21 protein-coding genes are annotated in these 26,422 nt (G+C 71.2%); 12 read left to right on the top strand and 9 right to left on the bottom strand.

Annotation, left to right across the window (positions count from 1 at the left end):
- Nucleotides 1-19: 19 nt before the first annotated feature.
- The gene (locus tag AB0J04_RS09550) at nucleotides 20-733 is read right to left on the bottom strand and encodes a hemolysin III family protein (RefSeq protein WP_363167781.1); all 714 of its coding nucleotides are present in this window, start codon (nucleotides 731-733) and stop codon (nucleotides 20-22) included.
- A 327-nt stretch (nucleotides 734-1,060) separates the two neighbouring features.
- Between AB0J04_RS09550 and AB0J04_RS09545 the strand changes: the two genes are divergently transcribed.
- Nucleotides 1,061-2,884, top strand: coding sequence for a phosphoenolpyruvate carboxykinase (GTP) (locus tag AB0J04_RS09545; RefSeq protein WP_363167780.1), 1,824 nt, complete (start codon nucleotides 1,061-1,063; stop codon nucleotides 2,882-2,884).
- 387 nt (nucleotides 2,885-3,271) lie between these two features.
- On the opposite strand, the gene AB0J04_RS09540 is transcribed toward AB0J04_RS09545, so the two are convergent.
- Both AB0J04_RS09540 and AB0J04_RS09535 read right to left on the bottom strand, forming a co-directional pair.
- The gene (locus tag AB0J04_RS09540) at nucleotides 3,272-3,691 is read right to left on the bottom strand and encodes a hypothetical protein (protein WP_363167779.1); all 420 of its coding nucleotides are present in this window, start codon (nucleotides 3,689-3,691) and stop codon (nucleotides 3,272-3,274) included.
- 78 nt (nucleotides 3,692-3,769) lie between these two features.
- The gene (locus tag AB0J04_RS09535; protein WP_363167778.1) at nucleotides 3,770-4,981 is read right to left on the bottom strand and encodes a pyridoxal phosphate-dependent aminotransferase; all 1,212 of its coding nucleotides are present in this window, start codon (nucleotides 4,979-4,981) and stop codon (nucleotides 3,770-3,772) included.
- A 125-nt stretch (nucleotides 4,982-5,106) separates the two neighbouring features.
- On the opposite strand from AB0J04_RS09535, the gene AB0J04_RS09530 reads away from it, so the two are divergent.
- The gene (locus AB0J04_RS09530; RefSeq protein WP_363167777.1) at nucleotides 5,107-5,727 is read left to right on the top strand and encodes a hypothetical protein; all 621 of its coding nucleotides are present in this window, start codon (nucleotides 5,107-5,109) and stop codon (nucleotides 5,725-5,727) included.
- 94 nt (nucleotides 5,728-5,821) lie between these two features.
- Here the strand turns inward: AB0J04_RS09530 and AB0J04_RS09525 are convergent, their stop codons facing one another.
- Genes AB0J04_RS09525 through AB0J04_RS09515 form a run of 3 tightly spaced genes read right to left on the bottom strand, consistent with a single transcriptional unit; the run spans nucleotide 5,822 to nucleotide 10,343 of the window.
- Nucleotides 5,822-6,793, bottom strand: coding sequence for an antibiotic biosynthesis monooxygenase (locus AB0J04_RS09525; RefSeq protein ID WP_363167776.1), 972 nt, complete (start codon nucleotides 6,791-6,793; stop codon nucleotides 5,822-5,824).
- A complete protein-coding gene (locus tag AB0J04_RS09520; protein ID WP_363167775.1) occupies nucleotides 6,790-9,516 on the bottom strand; it encodes a molybdopterin cofactor-binding domain-containing protein in 2,727 nt (908 codons plus the stop codon). The genes AB0J04_RS09525 and AB0J04_RS09520 overlap by 4 nt, the downstream gene beginning before the upstream one ends.
- The gene (locus AB0J04_RS09515) at nucleotides 9,513-10,343 is read right to left on the bottom strand and encodes an FAD binding domain-containing protein (RefSeq protein ID WP_363167774.1); all 831 of its coding nucleotides are present in this window, start codon (nucleotides 10,341-10,343) and stop codon (nucleotides 9,513-9,515) included. Before AB0J04_RS09515 ends, AB0J04_RS09520 begins: the two co-directional genes overlap by 4 nt.
- Nucleotides 10,344-10,518: 175 nt before the next feature.
- Here AB0J04_RS09515 and AB0J04_RS09510 point away from each other — a divergent pair, with 175 nt between their 5' ends.
- Nucleotides 10,519-11,406, top strand: coding sequence for a serine protease (locus tag AB0J04_RS09510; protein ID WP_363167773.1), 888 nt, complete (start codon nucleotides 10,519-10,521; stop codon nucleotides 11,404-11,406).
- A 33-nt stretch (nucleotides 11,407-11,439) separates the two neighbouring features.
- Here AB0J04_RS09510 and AB0J04_RS09505 read toward each other — a convergent pair whose 3' ends face one another.
- A complete protein-coding gene (locus AB0J04_RS09505; RefSeq protein ID WP_363167772.1) occupies nucleotides 11,440-13,050 on the bottom strand; it encodes a D-aminoacylase in 1,611 nt (536 codons plus the stop codon).
- Nucleotides 13,051-13,078: 28 nt separating this feature from the next.
- Complete coding sequence (locus AB0J04_RS09500) at nucleotides 13,079-14,353, bottom strand: amino acid deaminase (protein ID WP_363167771.1); 1,275 nt, start codon at nucleotides 14,351-14,353, stop codon at nucleotides 13,079-13,081.
- A gap of 219 nt (nucleotides 14,354-14,572) precedes the next feature.
- On the opposite strand from AB0J04_RS09500, the gene AB0J04_RS09495 reads away from it, so the two are divergent.
- From AB0J04_RS09495 to AB0J04_RS09475, 5 genes are all read left to right on the top strand, one after another.
- Nucleotides 14,573-15,754 (top strand): sugar kinase, encoded by a 1,182-nt coding sequence (locus tag AB0J04_RS09495; RefSeq protein WP_363167790.1) that lies wholly within the window; start codon nucleotides 14,573-14,575, stop codon nucleotides 15,752-15,754.
- Complete coding sequence (locus AB0J04_RS09490) at nucleotides 15,751-16,512, top strand: IclR family transcriptional regulator (protein ID WP_363167770.1); 762 nt, start codon at nucleotides 15,751-15,753, stop codon at nucleotides 16,510-16,512. Before AB0J04_RS09495 ends, AB0J04_RS09490 begins: the two co-directional genes overlap by 4 nt.
- Before the next feature lie 38 nt (nucleotides 16,513-16,550).
- Nucleotides 16,551-16,961: a RidA family protein gene (locus AB0J04_RS09485; RefSeq protein WP_363167769.1), complete on the top strand. Its 411-nt coding sequence runs from the start codon at nucleotides 16,551-16,553 to the stop codon at nucleotides 16,959-16,961.
- A gap of 109 nt (nucleotides 16,962-17,070) precedes the next feature.
- Nucleotides 17,071-18,549: a gluconate:H+ symporter gene (locus tag AB0J04_RS09480; RefSeq protein ID WP_363167768.1), complete on the top strand. Its 1,479-nt coding sequence runs from the start codon at nucleotides 17,071-17,073 to the stop codon at nucleotides 18,547-18,549.
- A gap of 64 nt (nucleotides 18,550-18,613) precedes the next feature.
- Nucleotides 18,614-19,186: a hypothetical protein gene (locus AB0J04_RS09475; protein ID WP_363167767.1), complete on the top strand. Its 573-nt coding sequence runs from the start codon at nucleotides 18,614-18,616 to the stop codon at nucleotides 19,184-19,186.
- Here AB0J04_RS09475 and AB0J04_RS09470 read toward each other — a convergent pair.
- Complete coding sequence (locus AB0J04_RS09470) at nucleotides 19,183-20,562, bottom strand: M14 family metallopeptidase (RefSeq protein WP_363167766.1); 1,380 nt, start codon at nucleotides 20,560-20,562, stop codon at nucleotides 19,183-19,185. The genes AB0J04_RS09475 and AB0J04_RS09470 overlap by 4 nt on opposite strands.
- A gap of 286 nt (nucleotides 20,563-20,848) precedes the next feature.
- Here AB0J04_RS09470 and AB0J04_RS09465 point away from each other — a divergent pair, with 286 nt between their 5' ends.
- The 4 genes from AB0J04_RS09465 (at nucleotide 20,849) to AB0J04_RS09450 (ending at nucleotide 26,176) form a co-directional block, all read left to right on the top strand.
- Nucleotides 20,849-23,176, top strand: coding sequence for a LuxR C-terminal-related transcriptional regulator (locus AB0J04_RS09465; protein ID WP_363167765.1), 2,328 nt, complete (start codon nucleotides 20,849-20,851; stop codon nucleotides 23,174-23,176).
- 47 nt (nucleotides 23,177-23,223) lie between these two features.
- Nucleotides 23,224-24,159, top strand: coding sequence for an MEDS domain-containing protein (locus AB0J04_RS09460; protein ID WP_363167764.1), 936 nt, complete (start codon nucleotides 23,224-23,226; stop codon nucleotides 24,157-24,159).
- 83 nt (nucleotides 24,160-24,242) lie between these two features.
- Nucleotides 24,243-24,749, top strand: a complete 507-nt coding sequence (locus AB0J04_RS09455) for an ATP-binding protein (RefSeq protein ID WP_363167763.1) — start codon at nucleotides 24,243-24,245, stop codon at nucleotides 24,747-24,749.
- A gap of 77 nt (nucleotides 24,750-24,826) precedes the next feature.
- Nucleotides 24,827-26,176 (top strand): Nramp family divalent metal transporter, encoded by a 1,350-nt coding sequence (locus AB0J04_RS09450; RefSeq protein ID WP_363167762.1) that lies wholly within the window; start codon nucleotides 24,827-24,829, stop codon nucleotides 26,174-26,176.
- Nucleotides 26,177-26,422: the final 246 nt, after the last annotated feature.

Below are 26,422 nucleotides of genomic sequence, written 5' to 3'. Positions count from 1 at the left end.
GAAGGCGGAAAAGCGACGGTTACGCGTGCTGGTAGGCCACCAGGGAGATGCCGACGTAGTGGACGACGAACGCGGCGAGCGTGAGGGAGTGGAAGACCTCGTGGAAGCCGAACCAGTTCGGTGAGGGATTGGGGCGCTTGATGCCGTAGATGACGCCGCCCGCGCTGTACAGCAGGCCGCCGACGATCACCAGGACCAGCACCGCGATGCCGCCCGTGCGCATGAAGTCCGGCAGGAAGAAGACGGCCGCCCAGCCCATCGCGATGTAGCAGGGCGTGTAGAGCCAGCGCGGGGCGCCGACCCAGAAGACCCGGAACATGATCCCCGCGAGGGCCGCCCCCCAGATGCCCCACAGCAGCCACTGACCCTTGGCGTCGGGCAGCAACAGCATGGTCAGCGGTGTGTAGGTGCCCGCGATGATCAGAAAGATGTTCGCGTGGTCGAGTCTGCGCAGGATGCCGTCCATCCGCGCGTTCCAGTTGCCCCGGTGGTACAGGGCGCTCACGCCGAAGAGCAGGCAGGCGGTGAGGGCGTAGATGCCGCAGGCGATGCGGCCGCGGGGGGAGTCGGCCAGGGCGGTGAGCACGAGGCCGGAGATCAGTACGGCCGGGAACATGCCCAGATGCAGCCAGCCGCGGAGCTTGGGCTTGATTTCTTGCGGCAGGGAGAGCGCGACGGGGCCGCGGCCGGCGGCCGGCGTGTCCGTGGGCGCGTCGGGGACGGGCGCAGTCATAGCCCGAATCGTACCTACGGAACCGTAGGTTACGGATCAGTCCGGCGAGATGCGTGGCGAAGAGTGGCCATCGTCTCACGGGAGGTGCGTCAAAGGGCTCTCGTCCGAACGTCATGTGGACGCAAAGCGTCGTCCGTACACCTGGGCGGGCACGTGGCCATCCTCACTCCGCTCACCTGTGAGGCCCTATGGACATATGGGCGGGACCGTCGGATGATCAAATGAGTGCGGTCGACACCGGATGAGCGCCAAGGTCACCATCGAGAAGCATCCGGGTCGCAGCCCCCACGGGGCCTCCAACAAAAAACCCCTCTTCTAGGAGCAATCGTGGCGCGCGACATCGCGGCTCCCCCCGTCATCCCCACCGACCACCAGGAACTCGTCTCCTGGGTGAACGAGATCGCCGAACTGACGCAGCCGGACAACGTGGTCTGGTGTGACGGATCAGAGGCCGAGTACGAGCGACTGTGCGAGGAGCTCGTCGACAAGGGCACCTTCAAAAAACTCGACCCGATCAAACGCCCGAACTCCTACTACGCGGCCTCCGACCCCACCGACGTCGCCCGCGTCGAGGACCGCACCTTCATCTGCTCCGAGCAGGAGGAGGACGCCGGTCCGACCAACCACTGGAAGGCCCCCGCCGAGATGCGGGAGATCTTCGCCGGTGAGAAGGGCCTGTTCCGCGGCTCGATGCGGGGCCGCACCATGTACGTCGTCCCCTTCTGCATGGGCCCGCTGGGCTCGGACCTCTCCGCGATCGGCGTCGAGATCACCGACTCCGCCTACGTCGCCGTGTCCATGCGCACCATGACCCGCATGGGACAGCCGGTCCTGGACGAACTCGGCGCCGACGGGTTCTTCGTGCGTGCTGTGCACACGCTCGGAGCGCCGCTGGCCGAGGGCGAGGCGGACGTCCCGTGGCCCTGCAACCGGACCAAGTACATCTCGCACTTCCCCGAGAGCCGCGAGATCTGGTCCTACGGCTCCGGCTACGGCGGCAACGCCCTGCTCGGCAAGAAGTGCTACGCCCTGCGCATCGCCTCCGTCATGGCCCGCGACGAGGGCTGGCTCGCCGAGCACATGCTGATCCTCAAGCTGACCCCGCCGCAGGGGGAGTCGAAGTACGTCGCGGCGGCCTTCCCGTCGGCCTGCGGCAAGACCAACCTCGCCATGCTGGAGCCGACGATCTCCGGCTGGACCGTGGAGACCATCGGCGACGACATCGCCTGGATGCGCTTCGGCGAGGACGGCCGGCTGTACGCGATCAACCCCGAGGCCGGCTTCTTCGGCGTCGCGCCCGGCACCGGTGAGCACACCAACGCCAACGCGATGAAGACGCTGTGGGGCAACTCCGTCTTCACCAACGTGGCGTTGACGGACGACAACGACATCTGGTGGGAGGGCATGACGGAGGAGACTCCCGCCCACCTCACCGACTGGAAGGGCAACGACTGGACGCCTTCCGCGGACGTCCCCGCCGCCCACCCCAACGCCCGCTTCACCGTCCCCGCCGCACAGTGCCCGATCATCGCGCCCGAGTGGGAGGACCCCAAGGGCGTGCCGATCTCGGCGATCCTCTTCGGCGGCCGGCGCGCGAGCGCGGTCCCGCTGGTGACGGAGTCCTTCGACTGGAACCACGGCGTGTTCCTCGGCGCGAACGTGGCGAGCGAGAAGACCGCCGCCGCCGAGGGCAAGGTCGGCGAGCTGCGCCGCGACCCCTTCGCCATGCTGCCGTTCTGCGGCTACAACATGGGCGACTACATGGGCCACTGGGTCGACGTCGCCAAGGGCAGGGACCAGGCGAAGCTCCCGAAGATCTACTACGTCAACTGGTTCCGCAAGAACGACGCGGGCAAGTTCGTCTGGCCCGGCTTCGGCGAGAACAGCCGCGTCCTGAAGTGGATCGTGGAGCGGCTGGAGGGCAAGGCCGAGGGCGTCGAGACGGCGATCGGCGTGCTGCCGGCGAAGGGCGCGCTGGACACGGCGGGTCTCGAACTCGCCGAGGAGGACCTCGACTTCCTGCTCACGGTCGACAAGGAGGTCTGGCGCGAGGAGGCGGCGCTGGTCCCCGAGCACCTGAACACCTTCGGCGAGCACACGCCGAAGGAGCTGTGGGACGAGTACCGGGCGCTGGTGCAGCGCCTGGGCTGACGCCCGCCCAGTGATCGGCGAGGCCGCGTACAACGGCGTATGCGGCCCTGGGTCTGTCGTCCGCTCCCCGTCCGCCCCGACGGGGAGCGGACGGCAGACCTTCGCCCGTGTGGTTTTCCGGGTGCGAGTTCGCTGTGGCCTGCCCGCGCGGCGGAGCCGCAGATCGACACAGCCCCGCGCCCCTCAGGGTGTTGCTGTGAGCGGTCCTCCAAGTAGCGGGTGCGGGACTCCTGGCGCACCCGCACCCGCAAGACGTCAGCTACCCCCACGGCGAACAGGCGCCCCGGCTCAGGCCGACGCAGTGCATGGCTCCCGGTCCGCGCGTCGCTGCGGGTGCACGCGGGCCGGGGCCGTTCGTGGGTCTCCGGGGGAGTTCCCCGGAGGGGGTCAGCCGGCTGTGCTCAGTTCCTTGGGTTCCGTCAGGGCGGCCGTGTGCGCTTCCATGCGCTGGGCCGCCAGGATCGCCGCCGTGGTGTCCGCGCGGGACGCGGCGACGAGGAGGGCGCGGCCCGCCAGGGCGTTCGCCCGCTCGTGCAGCACCGCGAGGTGCGGCTCGGCGGCGGGGGTCGGGCGGACCGGGGTCCGTCCTCCCCGCAGTCGCGTGACCTGCTGCGCGAGCCGGGCGGCCGCGGTGTCCAGGTCGGTGGACGGCGCCGTGGCGCGCAGCTCGTCGGTGACGGCGAGCAGCGCCGCGAGGTGACCGGCGAGCTGGATGTCCAGCTCCTCCTCGCGGGAACGGTGGGGGAAGTCCGAGGACGTGCCGGCCATCGTGGTGTGGACCGACTTGGTGCGGATCGGTTCGTACATGAGGATGGCCTCCTGTGCTGTCAGGAAACCATCCTAGCTTAGATTTCGTCTAAAGTAGACCCGCGGTCGAAGCCGCGGTCACGGCTGGCCGTAGCCGTCCAGGAAGCGGGCGATCCGGCTCACCGCGTCGCGCAGATCCGTCGCCGTCGGCAGGGTGACGACCCGGAAGTGGTCCGGTTCCGGCCAGTTGAAGCCGGTGCCCTGGACGACCATGATCTTCTCCCGGCGCAGCAGGTCCAGGACCATCCGCCGGTCGTCCTTGATCTTGAAGACGCCGGGGTCCAGGCGCGGGAACAGATACAGCGCACCCTTGGGCTTCACGCAGGTCACGCCCGGGATCTGGGTGAGCAGCTCGTACGCGACGTCCCGCTGCTCCTTGAGCCGCCCGCCGGGCAGCACCAGGTCGTTGATCGTCTGGCGTCCGCTGAGCGCGGCGACCACTCCGTGCTGGCCCGGCATGTTGGCGCAGAGCCGCATGTTCGCCAGGATCGTCAGGCCCTCGATGTAGGAGTCGGCGTGGGCGCGCGGGCCGGAGATCGACATCCAGCCGACCCGGTAGCCGGCCACCCGGTACGCCTTCGACATGCCGTTGAAGGTGAGGGTGAGCAGATCCGGGGCGACCTTGGCGGTCGGGGTGTGCGTGGCGCCGTCGTAGAGGATCTTGTCGTAGATCTCGTCCGAGCAGACCAGCAGGTTGTGCCGGCGCGCGATGTCCGTCAGTCCCCGGATCATCGCCTCGTCGTACACCGCGCCCGTCGGGTTGTTCGGGTTGATGATGACGATCGCCTTGGTGCGGTCGGTGACCTTGCGCTCGACGTCCGCGAGGTCCGGCATCCAGTCCGACTGCTCGTCGCAGCGGTAGTGCACGGCGGTGCCGCCGGAGAGGGAGACGGCCGCGGTCCACAGGGGGTAGTCCGGGGCGGGGACGAGGACCTCGTCGCCGTCGTCCAGCAGGCCCTGCATCGCCATGACGATCAGCTCGGAGACGCCGTTGCCGATGAAGACGTGCTCGACGTCCGTCTCGATGCCGAGCGTCTGGTTGTGCATCACGACGGCCCTGCGTGCGGCCAGCAGGCCCTTGGCGTCGCCGTAGCCGTGCGCGGTGGAGACGTTGCGGAGGATGTCCTCCAGGATCTCCGGCGGGCAGTCGAAGCCGAAGGCGGCCGGGTTGCCGGTGTTCAGCTTGAGGATGCGGTGACCAGCCGCTTCCAGGCGCATCGCCTCTTCGAGAACCGGGCCCCGGATCTCGTAACAGACGTTGGAGAGCTTGGTCGACTGGATCACCTGCATGCCTGGGAGCTTACGGCTCGGTAACGCATCCTGTGGCGTGTTTTCCACCACGTGAGACGGGTGGTTTGGACTGTTATCGGCGGTAGCTGTCCCAGGAGTCACACCTGTCCCTAGAATCTGCGGCCATGTCCAGGTCAGGTGAGAGCGGTACGCCCCAGGTTCGGCCGATCGTGTACGACCCGTACGCCGAGGCCGACCCCTCCACGTACGAGCAGTACGCCGATCCGGCGACGGCGCACGGATGGGAGAACGCGTACGACGAGACGCAGCGGCTTCCCCCGGTCCCCGCCGCGGAGGAGGGAGCGGGCGGTCGCGCGGACCGTCGGCGCGCCGTGCGCCGGGCGGGAGGGTGGCGTTCGCGTCGGGTCGTGGTCGCGGCGGGAGCGGTGGGCGCGGTGTCGCTGGCCGCCGTGGTGGCGGGCCTGTCCTTCTCCGGTCCGGCGACCGACGGGCGGCAGGGCGTGCCGGGCGGGCGGGCGGACACGCGCTCGTCGTCCGGCGACACGGCGAGCCCCTCGGCGCCGTCCCCGTCCGCGGGCGGCTCCACCGGTTCCGCGGGGCCGAGCCCGTCCGCGTCGACCGCTGCCGGTGCGGCGCCGTCTTCGGGCGATACGACGTCCTCGGCGCCCTCGGACGCCTCTTCGGCCGGCGACCCGACGGCGAGCGACCCGGCCTCTCCCGCGGCGCCGGGATCCGGGAAGGGCAACTCCGGGAAGGGACGGGGGGCCGGCAAGGGGGGAAGGTAGGCGGGGACGCTCGCCGACTCCTGCCCGGCGGCCGAAAACCAACCCTTGTCCGAGGTCGACGCGAGCCGCCCCCCGCCGGCACGTCCGTGATCGCTCAGGGCAGCGTCCAGATCTGGGTGGTGACGACGTAGAAGACCGCGACCCAGAACGCCATCAGCACGGCGACGACGCCGAGGCCGACGAGGTTGGTCCGCGCCGCCGGCTCGTCCGGTGGGGGCCGCAGCCACCGCCCCAGGAGCCGGTTCACGTAGTGCGGCATGGTGAGGAAGCTCATCAGGAAGCTCGACAACAGGTTGCCCACGAGCAGCCCGAGCCAGAACGGCATGCCCAGCGGCGACAGGGCCAGCGTCAGCAGCACGACGGTCGGGTACAGGCCGACCCAGACCGCGACGGACGTCTTCGTCTCCGAGGGCGGCGGAGATTCCCTGCCGCTCTCGTCGAAGGCGAACCAGCTGCCGAACGAGTTGTCGATCGTGTGGAGTCTGAAGTCGTTGAACTTCGCGCCTTCGGAGAGCAGCTCCTGCCGCCTCGATGACGTCAGCCAGGCGTCGAGGTGCTCGGCGCTGTCGAATCGGTACATGGTGGTCCAGTCGGCCTGGACCCCCTCGACCGGACGGAACAGCTCGGTCCCGCGGAATCCCTCGAACTTCCCCTCCTCCTGGCTCATACGACGCTGCCAGGCGAGGAACTCGTCCACCTGGCCGGGATCGACGCGGTGGGTGATCACGACCGTCACCAGCGGATCCGTCGGCCGGCCGCCGCCGGTGACGACCTGCTGCGTGCCGGGGCCGTCCAGATAGGTGTCGCCGACCTCCAGGAGGCGCTGTCTGGTCGCGCTGTCGATCCACGTCTGAAGGTGGGCCACCGAGTCGAACCGGTAGACGACGACCCATTCGGGTTGCAGGTCCGTCGGCCGGGACACCTCGACGCCGAGATACCCGGCGTAGTCGGCGGCGGCGGCGTTGACGTCCTCCTGCCATGACTCGTATTCCTGTTCGAGTCCGGGCAGTACCTTCTGGCCGATGATCGCCGTCGCCGCCGCGCCCTCGTGCTGTTCGGTGCTCATGAGCCCGGGCCCGTCGACACCGACTGCTTCTCGACGAGCCGGCTGTAGATCCGCTCCGGAGTCAGCGGCAGCGAGCGGAAGCGGACGCCGGTGGCGTCATGCAGGGCGTTCGCCAGCGCCGGGGCCACCGGGTTGATGCAGCACTCCGCCATTCCCTTCGACCGCAGGGGGCCGACGGAATCCGTCGAGGCCACCAGAAGCACGTCGGTGCGCGGAACGTCGGCGTAGGTGGGGATGCGGTAGTTGCGCAGGTTCGGGTTCACCATGACGCCGTCCGCGTCGACGTGGTGGTTCTCGGTCAGCGCGAACCCGATGCCCTGGGCGACCCCGCCCTCCACCTGTCCGCGCACCTGAGCGGGGTTGACGATCGCGCCGGCGTCGGCCGCCTGGACGCTGTGCAGGATGCGGATCTCGCCCGTCACCCGGTGCACGGCGATCCGGAAGCCCTGGGTGTTGGAGGTGACGCTGCGGGGCGAGCCGTAGGCCTTGCGGGCGGCGGTGAACCGGATTCCGCGCGCCCGGGCCGATGCGACCAGCTCGGCCAGCGGCACCCGCCGGTCGCCGCAGAGGACGTCCTCCTCGCCCATCGAGCACAGCACGGGATGGACGCCCGTGTACGCGGCGGCGTACTCCAGGATGCGGTCGCGTACGGCGTCGGCCGCCCGGAGCACCGCGTTGCCCGACACGAACAGCCCCGCACTCGCGAAGGCGCCCGTGTCGAAGCCCGTGCGGTCGGTGTCGGACTGCACCAGCCGGATGCGCGCCGGTGTCGTACCGAGCTGGCCGGCCGCGATCTGGACGTGTGCGGTCGACGTGCCCTCGCCGAACTCGACCGTGCCGACGGCCAGTTCGTACACGAGGTCGTCGCCGAGCGTGACGTAGGCCTCGGAGATGTGCTCGGTCGGCGGCGCTGTCTCATGCAGGGAACTCGCCACGCCGGTCCCGACGAGCCACTCGGGGCCGGGGGGAGCCTGGCCCGCGGTCCGGGCCAGGGCCTCGCCCACCCGGTCGATGCACTTCGCGAGGGAGTCCTCGGTGAACGACACGTCGTCGGGGCCGTCGTGCAGGGCGACGAGCGGGTCGCCCGGGCGCACGATGTTCCGGCGGCGCAGCTCGAGCGGATCGAGGTGCAGGGCGCGCGCCAGCTCGTCCATCGCCGACTCCACGGCGAACGCCGGCTGGGTCATCCCGTAGCCGCGCAGCGCGCCGCTCGGAACGGTGTTGGTGTAGACGGAGTACGCGTCGTACTTCTTGTGGGGGCAGCGGTAGATCATGACGGCCGCGCCGCCCGCGTACAGCGTCTCGCCGCCGTGGTTGCCGTAGGCGCCCGTGTTCGACACATTGCGGACCTGGAACGCCGTGAGGGTGCCGTCGGCCTTCGCGCCGAGCTTGACCGTCAGCGTCATCGGGTGCCGTGGCGAGGCCGTGGTGAACTCCTCCTCGCGGGTGTACTCGAAGCAGACGGGACGCCCGGTGTCCAGAGCGGCGAGCGCGGCGAGGTCCTCCGAGATCACCTCCTGCTTGCCGCCGAAGCCGCCGCCCACGCGCTTGCAGAACACCCGAAGCTGGTCGGGGCGCAGGGCGAACAGATAGGCGAGTTTGACCTTCGCGATCGACGGGGACTGCGAGCTGGTGCGGACGTTGAGGCGCCCGTTCTCCAGCCAGGCGATCGAGCCGTGCGTCTCCAGATGCGCGTGCTGTACCCGGGGCGAGGAGTACGTGCCCTCGTGGATCACGTCGGCCTCGGCGAACCCCGCGTCCACGTCGCCGATGTGCGAGTGGACCTCCAGCAGCACGTTGTGGACGGGGTCCCGGACGAACGGATCGTCCGTGCGGTGGAGTTGTGGCGCCCCCTCTGCCATCGCGGCTTCGGCGTCGAACACGGCCGGCAGCACCTCGTACTCCACGACGACCTTCCGGCAGCCCTCCTCCGCCGCCCCGACCGTGTCGGCCAGCACCGCGACGACGCGCTGTCCGACGAAGCGGACCGTGTCGTCGAGGATGAAGGTGTCGTCGGGGTCGACGAGATGGTCGGTGTGGATCGCGGTGGTGAAGCGTTTGCGCGGCACGTCCTGCCAGGTGTAGACGCGCCGCACGCCGGGGACCGCCAGGGCGGCGCTCTTGTCCACGGACACGATCCGGGCGTGCGCGTGCGGCGAGTGCAGCACCTTGAGGTGCAGCATGCCGTCGAGGCGGGTGTCCATCGTGAACTCGGCGCGGCCGGTCACCACATCGTCGGCCGCGGGCGCGCCGACGCTTGTCCCGACGGCCTTTCCCGGCGCGGCGCCCTCGACGCCCACGACGCCCCGCACGGCGTCCTCGATCGCCCGATAGCCGGTGCAGCGGCAGAGGTTGCCTTTCAGCGACCGGGGCAGGTCCGCCCGCTGCGCGGCGGTGAACGTCGCCGACGTCATGATCATCCCGGCGGTGCAGAAACCGCACTGGAACCCCGGGGCGTCGCGGAACCCGCGTTGCACCGGATGCAGGTCGCCGGGTGCTCCGAGGCCCTCGATCGTCGTGACCTCGTGGTCGTCCGCGCGGAAGGCGGGGGTGATGCAGCTGTGCACGGGGTCGCCGTCCAGCCACACCGTGCAGGCGCCGCAGTCGCCCGCGTCGCAGCCCTTCTTGACGCCGTAGTGGCCGAGCGAGCGCAGGAAGGTGCGCAGACACTGCCCGGGCGCCGGTTCTTCTGAGAAGCTCCTGCCGTTCACCAGGAAACTCATGTCAGGTCCCCAACCTTGAGTTCGCGACGAATCTCTTCGGCGAAGTGCCTTGTCAGGTGGCGACGGTGGTCGGGGGTCCCGTTGGGATCGGCGAACCAGAGGCCGGGCGGGACGGCGTCGACGCGCCGGCGCAGGGTGCGGGCGTCGGGCGCGCTGTCGAAGGCGAAGCGCACCGGGCGGGTGGTGCCGGCCGTGACCGTGAGCAGCAGGTCGTTGCTGCCCGGTGTCCGGGTGCCGATGAGGAACACCGTCGAACGGCCGAGCCGGGTCAGCGCGAAGCGGCGGTGTGCGCTGCGCTTGCGCAGTGCGTGGGCCGGGATGCCGACGCGGCGCAGGATCTCCCCGGGAGCGAGCGCGTTGCGGTGGTCCCCGGTGACGAAGTCGACGGCGTCCACGATGCGCGTCGACCCGTCGGGAGCCCAGAGTTCGTAGCGGGCCTCCAGCGCGACCGTCAGTGTGATCATCGGGCCGGCGGGCAGGGACATGCAGATGTTGCCGCCGACGGTGGCCGAGTTCCAGACCTTGAAGGAGGACAGGAAGGCCTCGCAGCTCGCCGTGATGAGGGGGCCCGCGATCCAGTCGCGCGGGGGCGCGTAGGCGTACAGGTCGCGGACGGTGCAGGTGGCGCCGATCTCCAGGCCCGCGTCGGTGGCGACCAGGGGTTCCCAGCCCAGCGCGGTCAGATCGACCAGTCGGCGCAGCTGAGGCTGCTCGGTGGAGAAGAGCCACGTTCCGCCGGCGAGCCAGGCGTCGCCCTCGCGCCAGTCCCGGCCCGGTCTGTCGGACGACGGGTGCCGGACGACTTCGGTGATCGTGTTCAGGTCCATGTTCGGGAGCCGATCTCTGAACTGCGCCCTTCTCCAGCGTAGTCCCGGCGGCCGAAAACCGACTCTTGATCTCACCCCCTACGGCACTAACAATGCGCATGACAAAACCGTGCATGACAAGTCAGTGGCGACCGGAAGATCTCCGGTCGCCTTGTCGTAAGAGGGGACCCCCCACATGAGAAAGCCTCTCGTCGCCGCGTTCTTCGCCCTGGCCATCGCCGGGGCGGGCGCGGCACCCGCGGTCGCCGCGCCGATGACCACCTCGCCCGCGGTCCAGACCTCCGCGATCTCGGCCGAGGCGGACACCAAGGCCGCCGCGCCGACGCTCCAGGCCGTCACCCTCGCCGGGACCGTGGCGCTCAGCAACTGTTCCGGCTCGGTCATCCGCTTCCCGAACTCGCTGGCCACCGACCCGGCGCTGGTGCTCTCCAACGGCCACTGCCTGACGACCGGCTTCCCGGAGCCGGGCGAGGTGCTCGTCAACCAGGCGTCCAGCCGCACCTTCGGCCTGCTCAACGCCTCCGGCACCCGCGTCGCGACCCTCAGGGCCAGCAAGCTCGCCTACGGGACGATGACCGACACGGACGTCTCGATCTACCAGCTCACCAGCACCTACGCGGCGATCCAGAGCTCCTACGGAATCTCCGCGCTGACCGTGCAGGACACCCACCCGACCGCCGGCACCGCCATCACCGTGGCCTCCGGCTACTGGAAGACGCTCTACAACTGCAGCATCGACGGGTTCGCGTACCGCCTGAAGGAGGGCGACTGGACCTGGAAGGACTCGGTCCGTTACACCTCCGCCTGCCAGACCATCGGCGGCACCTCCGGCTCGCCGGTGATCGACCAGGCCACCGGCAAGGTCGTCGCCGTCAACAACACCGGCAACGAGGACGGTGAGACCTGCACGCTGAACAACCCGTGCGAGGTCGACGCGAGCGGCAACATCACCGTCCGCGAGGGCATCAACTACGCCCAGGAGATCTACCAGATCCCGGCCTGCTTCACGACCGGCAACCAGCTCGACCTGAACGCGAGCGCCTGCACCCTGCCCAAGCCGTAACGCGGGGCTGCTCTTCACGGGCGGGGCGTTCCGTCACACGGGACTGCGACGGACCGCCCGCCCCGCCAGCGCGTCCGTGCGGCGGCCGTTCTCGATGACGAACCGGCCGTCGACGAGGACGTGCGGGATGCCCGTCGGCAGGGTGCGCGGCTGCTCGAAGGTGGAGCCCGCCGCGACCGTCGCCGGGTCGAAGAGGACCAGGTCGGCGCGGTAGCCCTCGCGGACCAGGCCCCGGTCGGGCAGCCGCAGCCGGGCCGCCGGGCGCGAGGTGAGACGGGCGACGCAGTCCTCCAGGGACAGGACGCCCAACTCCCGTACGTACCGGCCGAGATACCGCGGGAATGTGCCGTACGCCCGTGGGTGCGGCTTCGCGCCCTGGAGGATGCCGTCCGAGCCGCCCGTGTGGACGCGGTGCCGCATGATCGTCCGGACGTTCTCCTCGTGGCCCACGTGCTGGAGGACCGAGGGGGCGAGCCGGTCGTCGAGGAGCAGCCGACGGGCCGTCGTCCAGGGCGTCTCGCCGCGCGCGGCCGCCGACTCCCGGACGGTACGGCCGACGTACTCCCCGAGCGCCGGGTCGCCCACGCCCGAGATCTCGATCGTCTCCCAGTCCACCGGCACCCCGTGACAGCCGTCCGCGCCGACGACCTCCATGTGGTGGCGGACGCGCTCGGCGGTGTCCTCGTCGGCGAGCCGCTTCAGGACCTCCGCCGGGCCGCCCTCGCTCGCCCAACTCGGCAGCAGGGCCGCGAGAGTCGTGCTGCCGGGGGTGTAGGGGTAGGTGTCGAGGCTGATGTCGGCGCCCGCGTCCAACGCCTCGTCCAGCAGGGCCAGCAGCTCGGGCGCCCGGCCCTTGTTCTCGCCGAAGTTCATGGTGGCGTGGGCGAGATGGAGCGGGCAGCCCGCCTTGCGGGTCAGCTCGACCATCTCCGCGTACGCCTCCAGCGCACCGGCGCCGTAACTGCGGTGGTGGGGGCAGTAGTAGCCGCCGTAGGACGCCACCACCCGGCACAGTTCGGTGAGTTCGGCGTCCTGCGCGTACATGCCGGGCGTGTACGTCAGTCCGGACGACAGTCCGACCGCGCCCTGCTCCAGCCCCTCCGCGACCAGTTGCCGCATCCGGTCCAGTTCCCGGGGCGTGGCCGGGCGGTCCTCCCAGCCGACGGCGAGGGCGCGGACCGTGCCCTGCGGGATCAGGTAGGCGGCGTTGACGGCGATCCCGCGGTCCAGCCGGTCCAGGTACTCGCCCACCGACCGCCAGTCGAAGTCGACGTCGTCGCCGGAGCCGTTCCAGCCGGCTATGGCCGAGCGGACCTCTGCCAGCGTCCGGTCGTCGACCGGGGCGTACGACAGGCCGTCCTGGCCCAGGACCTCCAGGGTCACGCCCTGCGCGGCCTTCGCGCTGTGGTCGGGGTCGCGCAGGAGCGCGAGGTCGCTGTGCGCGTGCATGTCGATGAAGCCGGGGGAGAGGACGAGCCCCTCCGCGTCCAACTCCCGGCGTGCCTTGGGGCGTTGACACCCTGCCGCGGCCGCCTCCTGCACGATTGCCGTGATCCGGCCGCCGTCCACGACCACATCGGCGCGGTACGAGGGCGCGCCCGAGCCGTCGACGACGTCCGCGTCCCGGACGACGAGTTCTTCCATGACCGGCCTCCAGCGGTGAGAAGTGCGACTAGAAGAACGTGCGGAGGTAGTCGACGACCGTGCCGTCCGCCTCGGCCAGCGGGATCAGCGGCCACTTGTCGAAGGACGTGCACGGGTGGGACAGGCCCAGGCCGACCCAGTCGCCGACCTCGACGTCCGCCTCGGCGGTGGTGCGCAGCCAGGCGTGCTGGTCGGACAGCCCGGTCACCGAGACGCCGGTCGCGGGGCGTTCCGTGCCGTCGCGGCGGATCGCCTGGGCGAAGGGCAGGTCGAGGTCGTAGGCGGCGTCCCGCTTGCCCGCGTTGAGGAACGCCTGCTCGGGGGAGGGGCGGGAGACGACCTGGGCCCACAGCCGGAACGCGGGCTCCAGCGCGCCCTCCTCGGGCACCCGGTTGAACGGTGTGAGCTTGCGGTAGTGGCCGTCGTCGTGCGAGACGTACGCACCCGAGCGCAGCAACTTCAGGACGGGCAGGGAGAGTTCGGGGATCTCGGCGAAGACGTCGGCGACCGCGTCGAACCAGGCGCTGCCGCCCGCGCTGACCACGATCTCCTCGAGGCCCGCGAACCGTCCCGCCTTGTCGAAGTCGACGGCGAGGGCGACCAGGCGGCGCAGCCACGCGTGCACCCGCTCCGGGTCGGCCTGCGGGACCTCGCCCTCGTAGCCCGCGACCCCGGCCAGCCGCAGCGTCGTCGTGGCCGCCACCGCGTCCGCGACCGTCGCGCATTCCGCCTCCGTGCGCACGCCGGTGCGGGCGCCCTCGCCCGCCGCCAGTTCGACGACGACGTCCAGCGGGCGGCCCGCGCCGCGCAGGGCGGTGTCCATCAGCTCGACCCCGCGCACCGAGTCGACGTAACAGACGAAGCGGAAGCCGGCGTCGGCGTCGAGCTGCGCGGAGATCCAGCGCAGGGCGGCCGGGTCCACCAGCTCGTTGGCGAGGAAGACCCGCTGGACGCCGTACGCCCGGGCCACCCGCACCTGGTGCGGGACGGCGAGGGTGATGCCCCAGGCGCCGCGGTCGGTCTGGCGCCGGAAGAGCTGCGGGGCCATGGAGGTCTTGCCGTGCGGGGCGAAGGCGAGCCCGTGCCGCGTCGCGTAGGTCTCCAGAAGGTCGAGGTTGTGCTCCAGGCGCTCGGCGGAGAGGGCCAGCACCGGGGTCGCGAAGCCGCCGGTGAAGAGGTTGCGGCGCTGGGCGGCCAGCTCGCCGACGGTGAGGCCGTCGGCGTCCGGCGGGAGGCCCTTGAAGCGGTGGTCGACCCGTTCCTCGGCCAGTCGGGCCAGCGCCTCGAGTCCCTCGGTGCTCATGGAACCTCCCTGATCAGGAGCGTTGCGATATCTGCAACGTCCATTGCGTATGTCGCTTACTGCTGTCTAACATCTCCGCCAACACCGGGTCAACGAAAGCCTCCCCCAGCCTTCGGCCGGGGGGACCCCCATCTCGCTTCGCTCGCCCGCACCGACACAGGAGCCACGACGATCGTGACCGCCACCGGACCCCGCAGGGCCCCCGACGCTTCTGACGTCGTGGACGTCGTGGACGCGGTGGACGTCGTAGACGTGGTCGCGCTCGGCGAGTCCATGGTCACCTTCCTGCCCACCCGGCCGGGCCGCCTCGCCGACGTGCCGTCCTTCGACCGGGCCATCGGCGGCGCGGAGTCCAACGTGGCCTGCGCGCTGGCGGCCGCCGGACACCCGGTGCGCTGGGTCAGCCGGGTCGGCGCGGACGGCTTCGGCGACCACCTCGTCGAGGCCATCGGCTCCTACGGCGTCGACATCGCCTCCGTACGGCGCGATCCCGCCCGCCCGACCGGCGTCTACTTCCGCACCGCCGGCGACCGGGCCACCGACGCGCACGAGGTCGCCTACTACCGCGCCGGGTCCGCCGCCTCCGCGATGTCCGTCGACACCGTCGACCTCGACGCCGTGCGCGCAGGCCGCGTGCTGCACCTGACCGGCATCACCGCGGCCCTCTCCGACGACTGCCTGGGCCTGCTCCGGGAACTGACGGCCCACCGCCCCGGACGCCCGCTGATCTCCTTCGACGTCAACCACCGCGCCGGCCTCTGGCGCACCGCCGACGGCGCCCGCGTGCTCCTGGAACTCGCCCGCGCCGCCGACCTCGTCTTCGTCGGGGAGGACGAGGCGGAGGAGACCTGGGGCATCACGGGCGGCCCGGCGGCGATCAGAGAGACCCTGCCGGAACCGCGCGTACTGGTGGTCAAACAGGGGGCGCGGGGCGCGACGACGTTCGAGGACGACGGCGGCGGCGACGGCGGTGGCGGCGCTCGAGTCGGCGGGGCTCCGCCCGCGCCCGGCCGTGGCGGTCGCGGCGGGCGCGGCGCGTTCGGGCCCGGTCGGGCCGACCGGCTCCGCCTCGTGCCCGCTCTGCCCACGGGGGCCGGGCGGTCGACGGTCACCTTCGTGCCCGCCCCGGCCGTTCAGGTCAGCGCGGCGGTGGGGGCCGGGGACGCCTTCGCCGCCGGGTTTCTCTCCGCGACGCTGCGCGGGCTGCCGGCGCGGGCGCGGTTGCGGCACGGGCATCTCATGGCCGCCGCCGCCCTCACCGCCCCCGGCGACCTCGCCGTGCCCCCGACGCGCGAGCACGCGGACCGGCTGGCCGACCTCGACGACCCGTCGTGGGAGACACTTCGACTCGGCCCCGGCTGGACACAGGCCGCGGCCCCGGAGGAGGTACACACCCCATGAGCCAGACCGTCGACCGCGCCCTGAGCATCCTGCCGCTGCTCGCCGAAGGCCCCGCCGACCTGGGACAGGTCGCCGACCGCCTCGGCGTGCACAAATCGACGGCCCTGCGGCTGCTGCGCACCCTGCACGAACACGGCCTCGTCTACCGCCAGTCCGACCAGCGCTACCGCCTCGGCGCGCGCCTCTTCGCCCTCGCCCAGGAGGCGATGGAGAACCTCGACATCCGCGAGATCGCCCACCCCCACCTCGTCCGCCTGAACGAGACCTGCGGGCACACCGTCCACCTCGCCGTGTACGAGGAGGGCGAGGTCCTCTACATCGACAAGGTGGAGAGCCGCTACCCGGTGCGCATGTACTCGCGGATCGGCAAACCCGTCGCCATCACGGTCGCCGCCGTCGCCAAACTGCTCCTCGCCGACCTGCCCGAGCCTGAGCGGCGCGCGGTCGCCGAGAAGCTCGAATACCCCCTCTACACGGCCCGTTCGACCCCCAACGCCCCGGCTTTCGTGCGGGAGTTGGAGAAGGTGCGCGAGCAGGGCTGGGCCACCGACCTCGGCGGCCACGAGGAGTCCATCAACTGTGTCGCCGCGCCGATCAGGGGCTCGGACGGCCGGGTGGTCGCCGCGATGTCGGTCTCCGCGCCGAACGTCGTCGTCACCGCCGACGAACTCCTCACCCTGCTTCCGCTGGTCCGCCGCGCGGCGGACGCCATCAGCGGGGAGTACTCCGGAAGAACGCCCGTCAAGGACAGCCAGTGATGGACAGCCAGTGATGGACAGCCAGTGAAGGACAGCCAGTGACCGAGAAGATCGCCCTCACCCCCAAGACCCACACCACCCCGCCCGCGAAGTTCTCGCACGGCGTGCGCAAGGGCAACATCCTCCAGGTCGCGGGCCAGGTCGGCTTCCTGCCCGCCGAGGAGGGCAAGCCCCCCACGCCCGCCGGTCCCAGCCTGCGCGAGCAGACCCTCCAGACCCTCGCCAACGTCAAGGCGATCCTCGAGGAGGGCGGCGCGAGCTGGGACGACGTGATGATGATCCGCGTCTATCTGACCGACGTCGACCACTTCGCCGAGATGAACGGCATCTACAACGCCTACTTCGAGGAGCAGGGCCTCACCGCGCCTCCGGCCGCCCGCACGACGGTCTACGTCGGCCTCCCCGCCGGGCTCCTCATCGAGATCGACGCACTCGCCGTCCTCGGCTGACACCCGCCCCCCGGATTCCCGCACGACGTGAACGGCACGGCACCCCACGGGGTGCCGTGCCGCGCTCCCCCCTGCCCGAAAGCTGTATGCGCCCACGCAGAGGACCCCCATGTCCCTTCCGCTCGCCGCCTCCGCCCCAGCCGAGACCCCACCTCACACCGGAGGCCTGCTTCTTCTCATCGACGGCACCGCGGGCCTCCTGACGGTCGCCGCCATCGGCATCGCGCTCCTCCTCTTCCTGATCATCAAGGTCCGGCTTCAGCCCTTCGTGGCGCTCCTGGCCGTCTCCATAACCGTCGGCCTGCTCGCGGGACTCTCGGTCACCGAACTCTTCGGCACGGTCCAGCGCTCGGACGCCGTGTCCACGATCGAGTCCGGGATGGGCGGCATCCTGGGCCATGTCGCGATCATCATCGGCCTCGGCACCATGCTCGGGGCGATCCTCGAAGTCAGCGGCGGGGCCGAGGTGTTGGCGTCCCGGCTGCTCGGTCTCTTCGGGGAGAAGCGCGAACCCCTCGCCATGGGCCTCACCGGCCTGATCTTCGGCATCCCGGTCTTCTTCGACGTCGGCATCTTCGTCCTCGCGCCGATCGTGTACGCGGCGGCGAAGCGCTCCGGCAAGTCGATCCTGCTCTACTGCCTCCCGCTGCTCGCCGGCCTGTCGATGACCCACGCGTTCCTGCCCCCGCACCCGGGCCCGGTGGCCGCGGCCGGCCTGCTCCACGTGGACCTCGGCTGGGTCATCCTGATGGGCGTCGTCTGCGGCATCCCGGCGGTGCTCGCCGCGTGGGCGTTCTCCGCCTGGGTCGGCAAGCGCCTCTTCGTCGCCGTGCCGCAGGACATGGTGGAGGCCGCCGCCGAGGCCAGGCTCGCGGTGGTCGACGAGCAGCGCGAGCAGGGTGTGGAGCCGCGGGAGGACCCGGTGCCGCTGGGCACGGTCCTCGGCATCATCGGCACCCCGCTGGTGCTGATCCTCGCCGCGACGTTCTCCTCGATCGCCCTGGACCCCTCCACGGGCCGCTCGGTCATCGAGTTCTTCGGCCACCCCTTCGTGGCCCTCACGATCGCCCTGTTCCTGGCGTACTACCTGTTGGGCATCCGGCGCGGCTGGTCCCGCAAGTCCCTGGAGACGGTGTCCACGGCCTCGTTGAAGCCGGTCGGCAACATCCTGCTGGTGGTCGGCGCGGGCGGGATCTTCGGCGCGGTCCTGAAGGCGAGCGGGGTGGCACAGGCGCTTTCGGACACCTTCAACGACGTCGGCCTCCCGGTGATCGTGCTCTCCTACCTGATCTCGGTGGTCCTGCGGGTCGCCCAGGGCTCGGCGACGGTCGCGATCGTGACGACGGCGGGCATCGTCGCCCCCCTCCTCGCCGGGGGCGACCACTCACAGGCCTTCGTCGCCCTGGTCATCATGGCCATCTCGGCGGGCTCCATCTTCGCCTCGCACGTCAACGACGGCGGCTTCTGGATGGTGGCCAAGTACTTCGGGATCAGCGAGCGCGACACTCTCAAGACGTGGACCGTGCTGGAGACGGTGCTGTCGGTCGTCGGGTTCGTGATGGCGGCCGGATTGAGCCTCTTCGTGTAGGTCTCCGGTAACGAAGTAGGGGCTGGCTGTGTCCGGCACAGGATCTTCGACCATACTGCCCGCTGTGGAGCAGCGCATAGGTTCGAGCAGCCAGCCCCTGGAGGGCGCCGGATTCGACCCGGCATTCATCCCCGGGCTCACGTCGCCCGTGACCGCGGAGCCGGAGGACGTGAAGCCGGCCGAGGACGACGGGGACGAGGGAGTCGAGGCGGACGCCGACGCCGTCGAGCCCGAGGCCGAGGAGTCGGAGCCGGACGCGTCCGACGACTCCGACGCGTCCGACGACTCGGAGGAGTCCGTCGAGGGTCCCGTCTTCGAGGCGTCCGACCGCCGGGCGCGGATCGCCGCCGACGCCAAGGGCGTCCGGCTCCGCCTCGACGAGGAGGAGTGCGAGTTCCGCTGGGACGAGATCGGCGCGATCGAGACGGAGTCGCCGCGCTTCGGCAAGCGGTTCACCATCACCGTGCACACCCCTGACCGCCGCTGGTACCCGATCGAGATCGAGGCGACGGCCAGGGCCCGCTTCAGCGAGTGGGAAAAGCAGTTGGACGACGTCCTCGACGCCTACTTCGAAGAAGGCGACGCCGAGGACGAAGCGGTCGAGGACGAAGCGGTCGAGGTCAAGGACGCCGACTAACTGCAGTACTGGGTCGCCTTGCCGATCGACCTGTACATGCAGTCCGCGTTCTCGAGAAGCTGCAACACAGCGTCCCGGTTACGGGAGGTCTCCCGCTCGATGACCTCGTCGGGCGGGTAGAACCCACCTCCCGCGCTGGACGACGGGTACATCTCGAAGGTGTACGAGAAGATCTTCTGCGTACCCCAGAGGTAGTCGTCGATCGACCCGTCCGTGATGTACAGGTCGCTGGCCTGCTCGGCGGTGTACCCGTTGCTCGCGGCCATCTTCTGTCCGACGGCCTTGAACGCGGCGTTGTCGTCCACGGTCATCCCGGTCGCCGTGTCGGCTGTGGTGTATCCGAACGGCCACAGCACCAGCTGGCTGTAGGTGTGGAAGTCGATCCCGGCGGTGATCTGCTGCTTCCCGCCGACGATCCGGCTGCGCACGAAGTCGGCGACGACCTTCACCTCGGGGGCGGACTCGGCGGACGTGCCCCGGTAGGTCTCGGAGGACGTGGACCCCGAGGAGCCGCCGCAGCAGCCGAACTTGTAGTTCCAGTTCCGGTTGAGGTCCGTGCCGACGTACGAGGAACCGGAGTTGGGCTGCCGGTTCTTGCGCCAGGAGCGGTAGGAGCCGGTGGCGACGTCGTACTCGCCGCCGTCCGGGTTGAGGTCGGGGACGATCCAGATCTCGCGGCCGTCGACCATGTTGGTGACGCGCGAGTCGGAGCCGTAGCCGGCGCCCAGCTCGCGGATCAGGTACAGGGCCATCTCCACGGTGAGGTGCTCGCGGGCGTGCTGGTGGTGGGTGAACAGCACCTCCGGCTCGGCCTCGTCGGTGGCCACGTTGTCGCTGATCTTGATGGCCACGATGTCCCGGCCCTGGTACGACTTGCCGATGACCCGCTTGCTCATGATGCCGGGGTAGGCGGCGATGCGCTGGTCGATCTCCGTCGTCATCTCGGCGTAGTTGTGGTAGCGCGAGTCGGCGGAGGGGAAGTCGAAGAGCCGTACCTCGCCCTCGGCGACCCGGTTCGGCGCCGAGCCCAGAGGTGAGACCTCGTACCCCTGAGAGCGCAGCTTCTTGATCTGCTCCGCGCGGCCGGAGACCACGACGCTCTCCTCGTCGGCCTCGTCGACGCTCACGCCGGACGCGGCGATCGCGGTGCGCAGTTGCGGGGTGCTGTGGGCGAGGTGGATCTCGTACTGGCGGATGTCGTCGGCGGAGGGCGCGGCTTTCGGGGCGCTGCCCGCGGCCGCGTCGGTGACCGTCGCCGAGACCGGCGCCGCGAGGGCGAGGGCCAGCAGGGCGGCGAGCACGGCGGTCCGCCTGCCGCTTCGGGCCCCGGTCGCGCCGGGACTGCCTGAGCCTGAGCCGCGAATGCGAAGTCGCATGAACGCTCCTGGTGGGGAGTCGGGTTGTGGGGGGCTGTGCGCTTGCTGTGCGGCGGTGCGGGTGCCGCTCATCGTCGATGTATGGCATGAGCAGGTCAAGAGACGACAAAGCGTCTGGGTGGCTGGAATCATGTGGAATCGGCGCCCGACCGGCCGCGCAGTGTAGTCGTGGCGACGACTCCCGAAGCGATCCCACGCGAAGTGCACCCACGCGGGTGAGGCGAGTGTGCATATATGTACGCCTCGGGGAAAGCTGGGGATTCGCGACGACGACCAAGGACTGTTCATGGGCGGATCAGCGCCGCGCAGGGACGGTCACCTGCCGGTGGAGACGACCAGCTTCGTCGACCGGCGGAGCGAACTGGCGGCGGGCCGCGAGCTGTTGGCCAGGGCCCGACTGGTCACCCTGACCGGCCCCGGCGGCGTCGGCAAGACCCGGCTGGCCGGCCGGATCGCGACCCGCGTGGAACGGGCCTTCCCCGACGGCGTCCGCTTCGTGCACCTCTCCGGCCTGCACGACCCGACCCTGGTCCCGCTCGCCGTGGCCGACGCGCTCGACCTGCACGACCACTCGGAACGCCCCGCGCTGGACGCCCTGGTGGAGCAGCTCACGGACCGCCGGGTGCTCCTGGTCATGGACAACTGCGAACACCTGCTGGCCTCCTGCGCGAAACTGGCCGGCGCCCTGCTGCGGGGCACGACCGGCGTCCGCGTCCTCGCCACCAGCCGCCACCGTCTCGGCCTGACCGAGGAACACCTGATGGACGTACGACCGCTGCCGGTCCCGGACCCGGACGGCGACCTCACCGTCGCCGACGGCTACCCCGCCCTCGCCCTCTTCGCCGACCGGGCCGCCGCGGTCGCCCCCGGCTTCCGCCTCACCGCGGCCAACCGCGCCTCGGTGGCCCGCCTCTGCCGACGCCTGGACGGCCTCCCCCTCGCCATCGAACTCGCCGCGGTCCGCATGCGCGTCCTGGACCTCCCCCAGCTCCTGACCCGCCTGGACGACCGCTACCGCCTCCTCACCACCGGCAGCCCCACGGTCCCGCCCCGCCACCAGACCCTGCGCGCGGCCATCGACTGGAGCTACGAACTCTGCGACGCAACTGAACAACTGACCTGGTCCCGGCTGTCCGTCCTCCCCGGCACCTTCGACCTGGAGACGGCCGAGGCGGTGTGCGCGGGGGAGGGACACCTGGAAGGCGGTGACGTCCTGGACGCCGTCGCCGGTCTGCTCGACAAGTCCGTCCTGTGCCGGGAGACCGGCCCGACGGGCGGCGCACGCTACCGCCTCCTCGACACCCTCCGGCAGTACGGCCTGGAGCGCCTGCGGGAACGCCCAGGCGAGGAGCACCGGGCCCTGGTCCGGCACCGGGACCGGATGCAGCGACAGGCCGCCGCCGCCGAGCGCGACTGGTTCGGCCCCGCGCAGCCGGACATCGTCGCCCACCTGCGCGCCGACCAGGACAACCTGCGCAGCGCCCTCGACTTCAGCCTCACCACCCCCGGCGAGTCCCACGCGGGCCTGCGGCTCGCCGGCACCCTCTGGTTCCACTGGCACGCCTGCGGAGCCCCCCGGGAGGGCCGCTACTGGCTGGACCGCGCCCTGGAGGCCAACCCCGACCCCACCCCCGAACGCGCCCGCGCCCTGTGGGTGGCGGGCCTCCTCGCCGGCTGCCCGGAGGACCTCACCCGGGGCCGCCGCCGCGCGCAGCAGGCCCGCGAGCTGGCCGAGACCCTCGGCGACCAGGCGGAAGCGGCCCACGCCGACTACGTCGTGGGCGTCATCCGGCTCTTCAGCGACGACCTCACCGGCGCGCTCGACCACTTCCGCGTCGGCGCCGCCCGCGGCCGGGTCCCCGGCCAGCACCTCAGCCTCGTCGGCCTCGACCGGGTCGAACTGGCCTGCGCCCTCGCCTACCTGGGCCGCGCCGACGAGGCCATCGAGGTCTGCGAGGCGACCCGGCGGCTGTGCGCGGAGCACGGGGAGCGGTGGGTGCTGTCGTACGTGGAGCGCATCCTCGCCCTGGCCCACAGCGTGCGCGGCGACTGGGAGCGGGCCCAGCGGCACGGCAGGGAGGCGATACGCCTCAAGCACGCGGTCCACGACGTGCTGGGCATGGGCCTCACGCTCGACCTGCTGGCCCGGATCGCCACGGCCCGCGGCGCCCACGAACACGCGGCGGTCCTCCTCGGCGGCGCCGACCGCGCCTGGGCGGACGTCGACCGCGACCGCTGGGGCTCGGCCTGCCTCAACTCCACCCGGCGCGGCAGCGAGGAGCGCGTGCGGGCGGCGATCGGACGCGCCGCGTTCCGCCGGGCGTACGAACGCGGGGCCGCCCTCACGCTCGGGGACGTGGTCGCCCTCGAACTGGAGGAGACGGCGCCCGTGCCGGCCCCCGCCGAGGACCCGCCCGCCGCCCCCGGCGTCCGGCTCACCCGCCGGGAGGCCCAGGTCGCCGAACTCGTCGCCGAGGGGCTCGCCAACCAGCAGATCGCCGACCGGCTGGTGATCGCCCGCCGCACCGCCGAAGGGCACGTCGAACGCATCCTCAGCAAGCTCGGCTTCAGCAACCGCAGCCAGATCGCCTCCTGGGTGACCGCCCAACGCTGACACCCAGGCGAGTCGCCTCCACCCGACCGCTCGACCGATGGGGACCCATGACCGCTCAGCCCGCCGCCACCCCGGGGACTTTCGACCACCGCATGTCCGTCTCCGCCACGGACGAGGGGTTCGTCGCCGCCGTCCTCCCCTTCCTCGCCGAGGGCCTGGCCGCCGCCGAGGAGCCGCCGCCCGTCGCCATCGTCGCCCCCGACAAACTGGACCTCCTGCGCGACGCCCTCGGCGCGGACGCCGCGCACGTCGGCCTCGTCCCGCACACCGACTGGTACACCGGCTCGGCCGCCAACGCCATCGCACGGGCGGCCGGCCACCTCGCCGCGCACGCCGGTCCCGGCGGCCGGCTCCACCTCCTGATGGAGCCGGTGTGGAACGGCCGGGCCGGCCGCTCCCCGCGCGAGAGCGCCGAGTGGATCCGCTACGAGGCCCTCGCCAACCTCCTCTTCGCGCCGACGGCGACCACCGCGATGTGCGTGTACGACACCCGTACCGCGGGCTCCGTCCTCATCGAGGCGGCCCGTCGCGCCCACCCCGACAGCGGCGTCTACGCGGACCCCCTGCGGGTGGCCGCGGAGCTGGACGCCGTGCCGCTGCCCCCGACCCCCGCCGACGCCCACCGCCTCGCCGACCCCGCCCCGGACGCCGTCCGCTCCTGGGCGGCCGGCCGTGGACTGGGCGCGGCGGACGCGGAGTTGTTCGCCACGGCCGTCGCGGAGGCGGCCTCCCTCGGACCGGTCACCGGGGCCCTGCTGTGGGGCGAGGCGCCCGGCTGCGTCTGCGAACTGCTCCTGGCCCGCCGCCTCGACGACCCCCTGGCCGGCTTCGTCCCGCCGCCGTCGCCCGAGGCGGCGCCCGGCCAGGGCCTGTGGTTCGCCCGCCAGGTGTGCGCCTACGTCGACGTCCGGGACGCCTACGCGGGCGCCGACGGCCGGCTCGACGCCGTCGTAGGCACGACCGTACGACTGCAGTACGCGTAGGCGTGGTCCGGGCCGCTCGACGGGTACGGAATCGGGTAGTCCTCCCCGTACGTGGACGGCCCGGGGGAGGACATCCTGAACCCATGCTGCGACTTTCCGGGGGAACCGGCCCCCTCCCGGACCCCCACCCCCAGTACGCCGCCTACCCCCAGCCGCCGATAGGGGCAGGCCATTCGAGCGTCGAGTACGAGCCCCGGCCCTCCGCCGTCCGCGAGGCCCGCGCCCAGGTGCGCAGGCAGCTGGAGGGCTGGGGGCTGGCGGACCGTGCGGAGTTGGTGGACACGGCCGAGCTGCTCGTCAGCGAACTCGCCACCAACGCCCTGCTGCACTGCGCGAGCAGCTTCCGCCTCACGCTGAGCGCCGCGCACGGCGTCCTGCGCTGCGAGGTGACCGACGCCGGCCGCCGCGTCCCGCAGGTGCTGCAGGCGGGCGGTGCGGAGAGCGGCCGGGGGATGTTCCTGGTGGACGCGCTCGCCCGGCGCTGGAGCTGCCACCAGGACGGGGCGGGCAAGACCGTCTGGTTCGAACTCGGCACCTGCGGCGGCGACGGCTGCGAGCGGCGCGAGGCGGCGAGCCGGCAGGTGGTTTGAGGGGGGTGTGATCACATCGGGTGGAGATCGCGCACGCCCCCTTGCCGGACCGGCGTCTTTGGGCTTTCTTGACCTTCATGGCGGACACCACGGGAAACCCCACGGACACCGAGGCTCCATCCGACATCGACAACTCCTCCCACAACTCCTCCCACAACCCCTCCCCCCGCAAGGCGAGTTGGAAGTACATCGGCCCGGGCATCGTCGTCGCCGCGACCGGCGTCGGCGCCGGCGACCTGGTCGCCACCCTCATCGCGGGCAGCAACTTCGGCTACACCCTCCTCTGGGCGGCGATCGTCGGCTGCCTGGTCAAGATCTCCCTCGCCGAGGCGGCCGGCCGCTGGCACCTCTCCACCGGCCGCACCCTCTTCGACGGCTGGGCGAGCCTCGGCCGCTGGACGACGTGGTTCTTCGTCGTCTACGTGGTCGTCTGGGGCTTCGTCTACGGCGCGGCGGCGATGTCGTCGAGCGCGCTGCCGCTCCAGGCGCTGTTCCCGGACGTGATGGACCTCAAGGCGTGGGCCGTCGCCTGCGGGCTGGTGGGCCTGGTGTTCGTCTGGTTCAACAAGTACGCCGTCTTCGAGAAGGTCATGACCGTCCTGGTGGGCGTCATGTTCGTGGTGACGGTGTATCTGGCGATCCGCGTCACCCCGAACCTGGGCGACGCCTTCGCGGGCCTGCTGCCGGTCCTGCCGGACGAGAAGGACTCCGTCCTCAACACCCTCGGCCTGATCGGCGGCGTCGGCGGCACCATCACGCTCGCCGCGTACGGCTACTGGGTCAACGCCAAGGGCTGGACGAACACCGGCTGGATGAAGGTCATGCGGCTCGACAACCGGGTCGCGTACATCACCACCGGCATCTTCGTCGTCGCCATGCTCTTCGTCGGCGCGGAGCTGCTGCACTCCGCGAACGTGGCGATCGCGAGCGGCGACAAGGGGCTCATCCAGCTGAGCGACATCCTGGCGGCGGAGTACGGCACGGCGACGGCCAAGTTCTTCCTCATCGGCTTCTTCGCCACCTCCTTCACCTCCCTGATCGGCGTCTGGCACGGCGTGAGTCTGATGTTCGCCGACTTCGTGGCCCGCTTCCGCGGCCAGGGCGGCGCGGGCGGGAAGGAGGTCGCCTCCGGCGAGCGGGAGCGCTCCTGGCCGTTCCGGGCGTACCTGCTCTGGCTGACGTTCCCGCCGATCGTGCTGCTCTTCCAGGGCGAGCCGTTCCGCCTGATCATCCTGTACGGCGTGCTCGGCGCGGCCTTCCTGCCGTTCCTGGCGGGCACCCTGCTGTGGCTGCTCAACTCCTCCCGCACACCGCGCGAGTGGCGCAACGGGCCGCTGAGCAACGCGATGCTGGCGCTGGCGGGGCTGTTGTTCCTGGTGCTGTGCCTGAAGCAGATCTGGGACCAGCCGTGGTCGGAGTTCTTCTGACGCGCCCCCGCACCCGCAGAACTGCTTGAGAAACTCAAGCTTGATTAAGTCAAGCTTGAGTTTGGCAATCACCTCTCCTAAGGGCTGTCCCGTAATCCCTGGTGGATCAGCGCGCGGCGTCAGATGCGGTGCATCGCAAGGCGGAGGCACGTCCGCATACTGGATGTATTCGGGCGTTCCGACAACGCGGCGAGGTGCCGTAGCTGTCGTCGCGCGCCCGCCAGGGATTGCGGGACAGCCCTTAGG

The organism is Streptomyces sp. NPDC050263 (assembly GCF_040655955.1).
In the GTDB taxonomy this organism is placed as follows: domain Bacteria; phylum Actinomycetota; class Actinomycetes; order Streptomycetales; family Streptomycetaceae; genus Streptomyces.
The sequence above is the reverse complement of the archived record's forward strand: the minus strand, read 5'-3'. Positions and strand labels throughout refer to the sequence as shown.

Excerpts from the sequence above, each read along its gene's own strand:
- AB0J04_RS09550 (WP_363167781.1), bottom strand. The coding sequence starts at position 733 with ATGACTGCGCCCGTCCCCGACGCGCCCACGGACACGCCGGCCGCCGGC.
- AB0J04_RS09540 (WP_363167779.1), bottom strand. The coding sequence starts at position 3,691 with ATGTACGAACCGATCCGCACCAAGTCGGTCCACACCACGATGGCCGGC.
- AB0J04_RS09535 (WP_363167778.1), bottom strand. The coding sequence starts at position 4,981 with ATGCAGGTGATCCAGTCGACCAAGCTCTCCAACGTCTGTTACGAGATC.
- AB0J04_RS09530 (WP_363167777.1), top strand. The coding sequence starts at position 5,107 with ATGTCCAGGTCAGGTGAGAGCGGTACGCCCCAGGTTCGGCCGATCGTG.
- AB0J04_RS09525 (WP_363167776.1), bottom strand. The coding sequence starts at position 6,793 with ATGAGCACCGAACAGCACGAGGGCGCGGCGGCGACGGCGATCATCGGC.
- AB0J04_RS09520 (WP_363167775.1), bottom strand. The coding sequence starts at position 9,516 with ATGAGTTTCCTGGTGAACGGCAGGAGCTTCTCAGAAGAACCGGCGCCC.
- AB0J04_RS09515 (WP_363167774.1), bottom strand. The coding sequence starts at position 10,343 with ATGGACCTGAACACGATCACCGAAGTCGTCCGGCACCCGTCGTCCGAC.
- AB0J04_RS09510 (WP_363167773.1), top strand. The coding sequence starts at position 10,519 with ATGAGAAAGCCTCTCGTCGCCGCGTTCTTCGCCCTGGCCATCGCCGGG.
- AB0J04_RS09505 (WP_363167772.1), bottom strand. The coding sequence starts at position 13,050 with ATGGAAGAACTCGTCGTCCGGGACGCGGACGTCGTCGACGGCTCGGGC.
- AB0J04_RS09500 (WP_363167771.1), bottom strand. The coding sequence starts at position 14,353 with ATGAGCACCGAGGGACTCGAGGCGCTGGCCCGACTGGCCGAGGAACGG.
- AB0J04_RS09490 (WP_363167770.1), top strand. The coding sequence starts at position 15,751 with ATGAGCCAGACCGTCGACCGCGCCCTGAGCATCCTGCCGCTGCTCGCC.
- AB0J04_RS09480 (WP_363167768.1), top strand. The coding sequence starts at position 17,071 with ATGTCCCTTCCGCTCGCCGCCTCCGCCCCAGCCGAGACCCCACCTCAC.
- AB0J04_RS09470 (WP_363167766.1), bottom strand. The coding sequence starts at position 20,562 with ATGCGACTTCGCATTCGCGGCTCAGGCTCAGGCAGTCCCGGCGCGACC.
- AB0J04_RS09465 (WP_363167765.1), top strand. The coding sequence starts at position 20,849 with ATGGGCGGATCAGCGCCGCGCAGGGACGGTCACCTGCCGGTGGAGACG.
- AB0J04_RS09460 (WP_363167764.1), top strand. The coding sequence starts at position 23,224 with ATGACCGCTCAGCCCGCCGCCACCCCGGGGACTTTCGACCACCGCATG.
- AB0J04_RS09455 (WP_363167763.1), top strand. The coding sequence starts at position 24,243 with ATGCTGCGACTTTCCGGGGGAACCGGCCCCCTCCCGGACCCCCACCCC.
- AB0J04_RS09450 (WP_363167762.1), top strand. The coding sequence starts at position 24,827 with ATGGCGGACACCACGGGAAACCCCACGGACACCGAGGCTCCATCCGAC.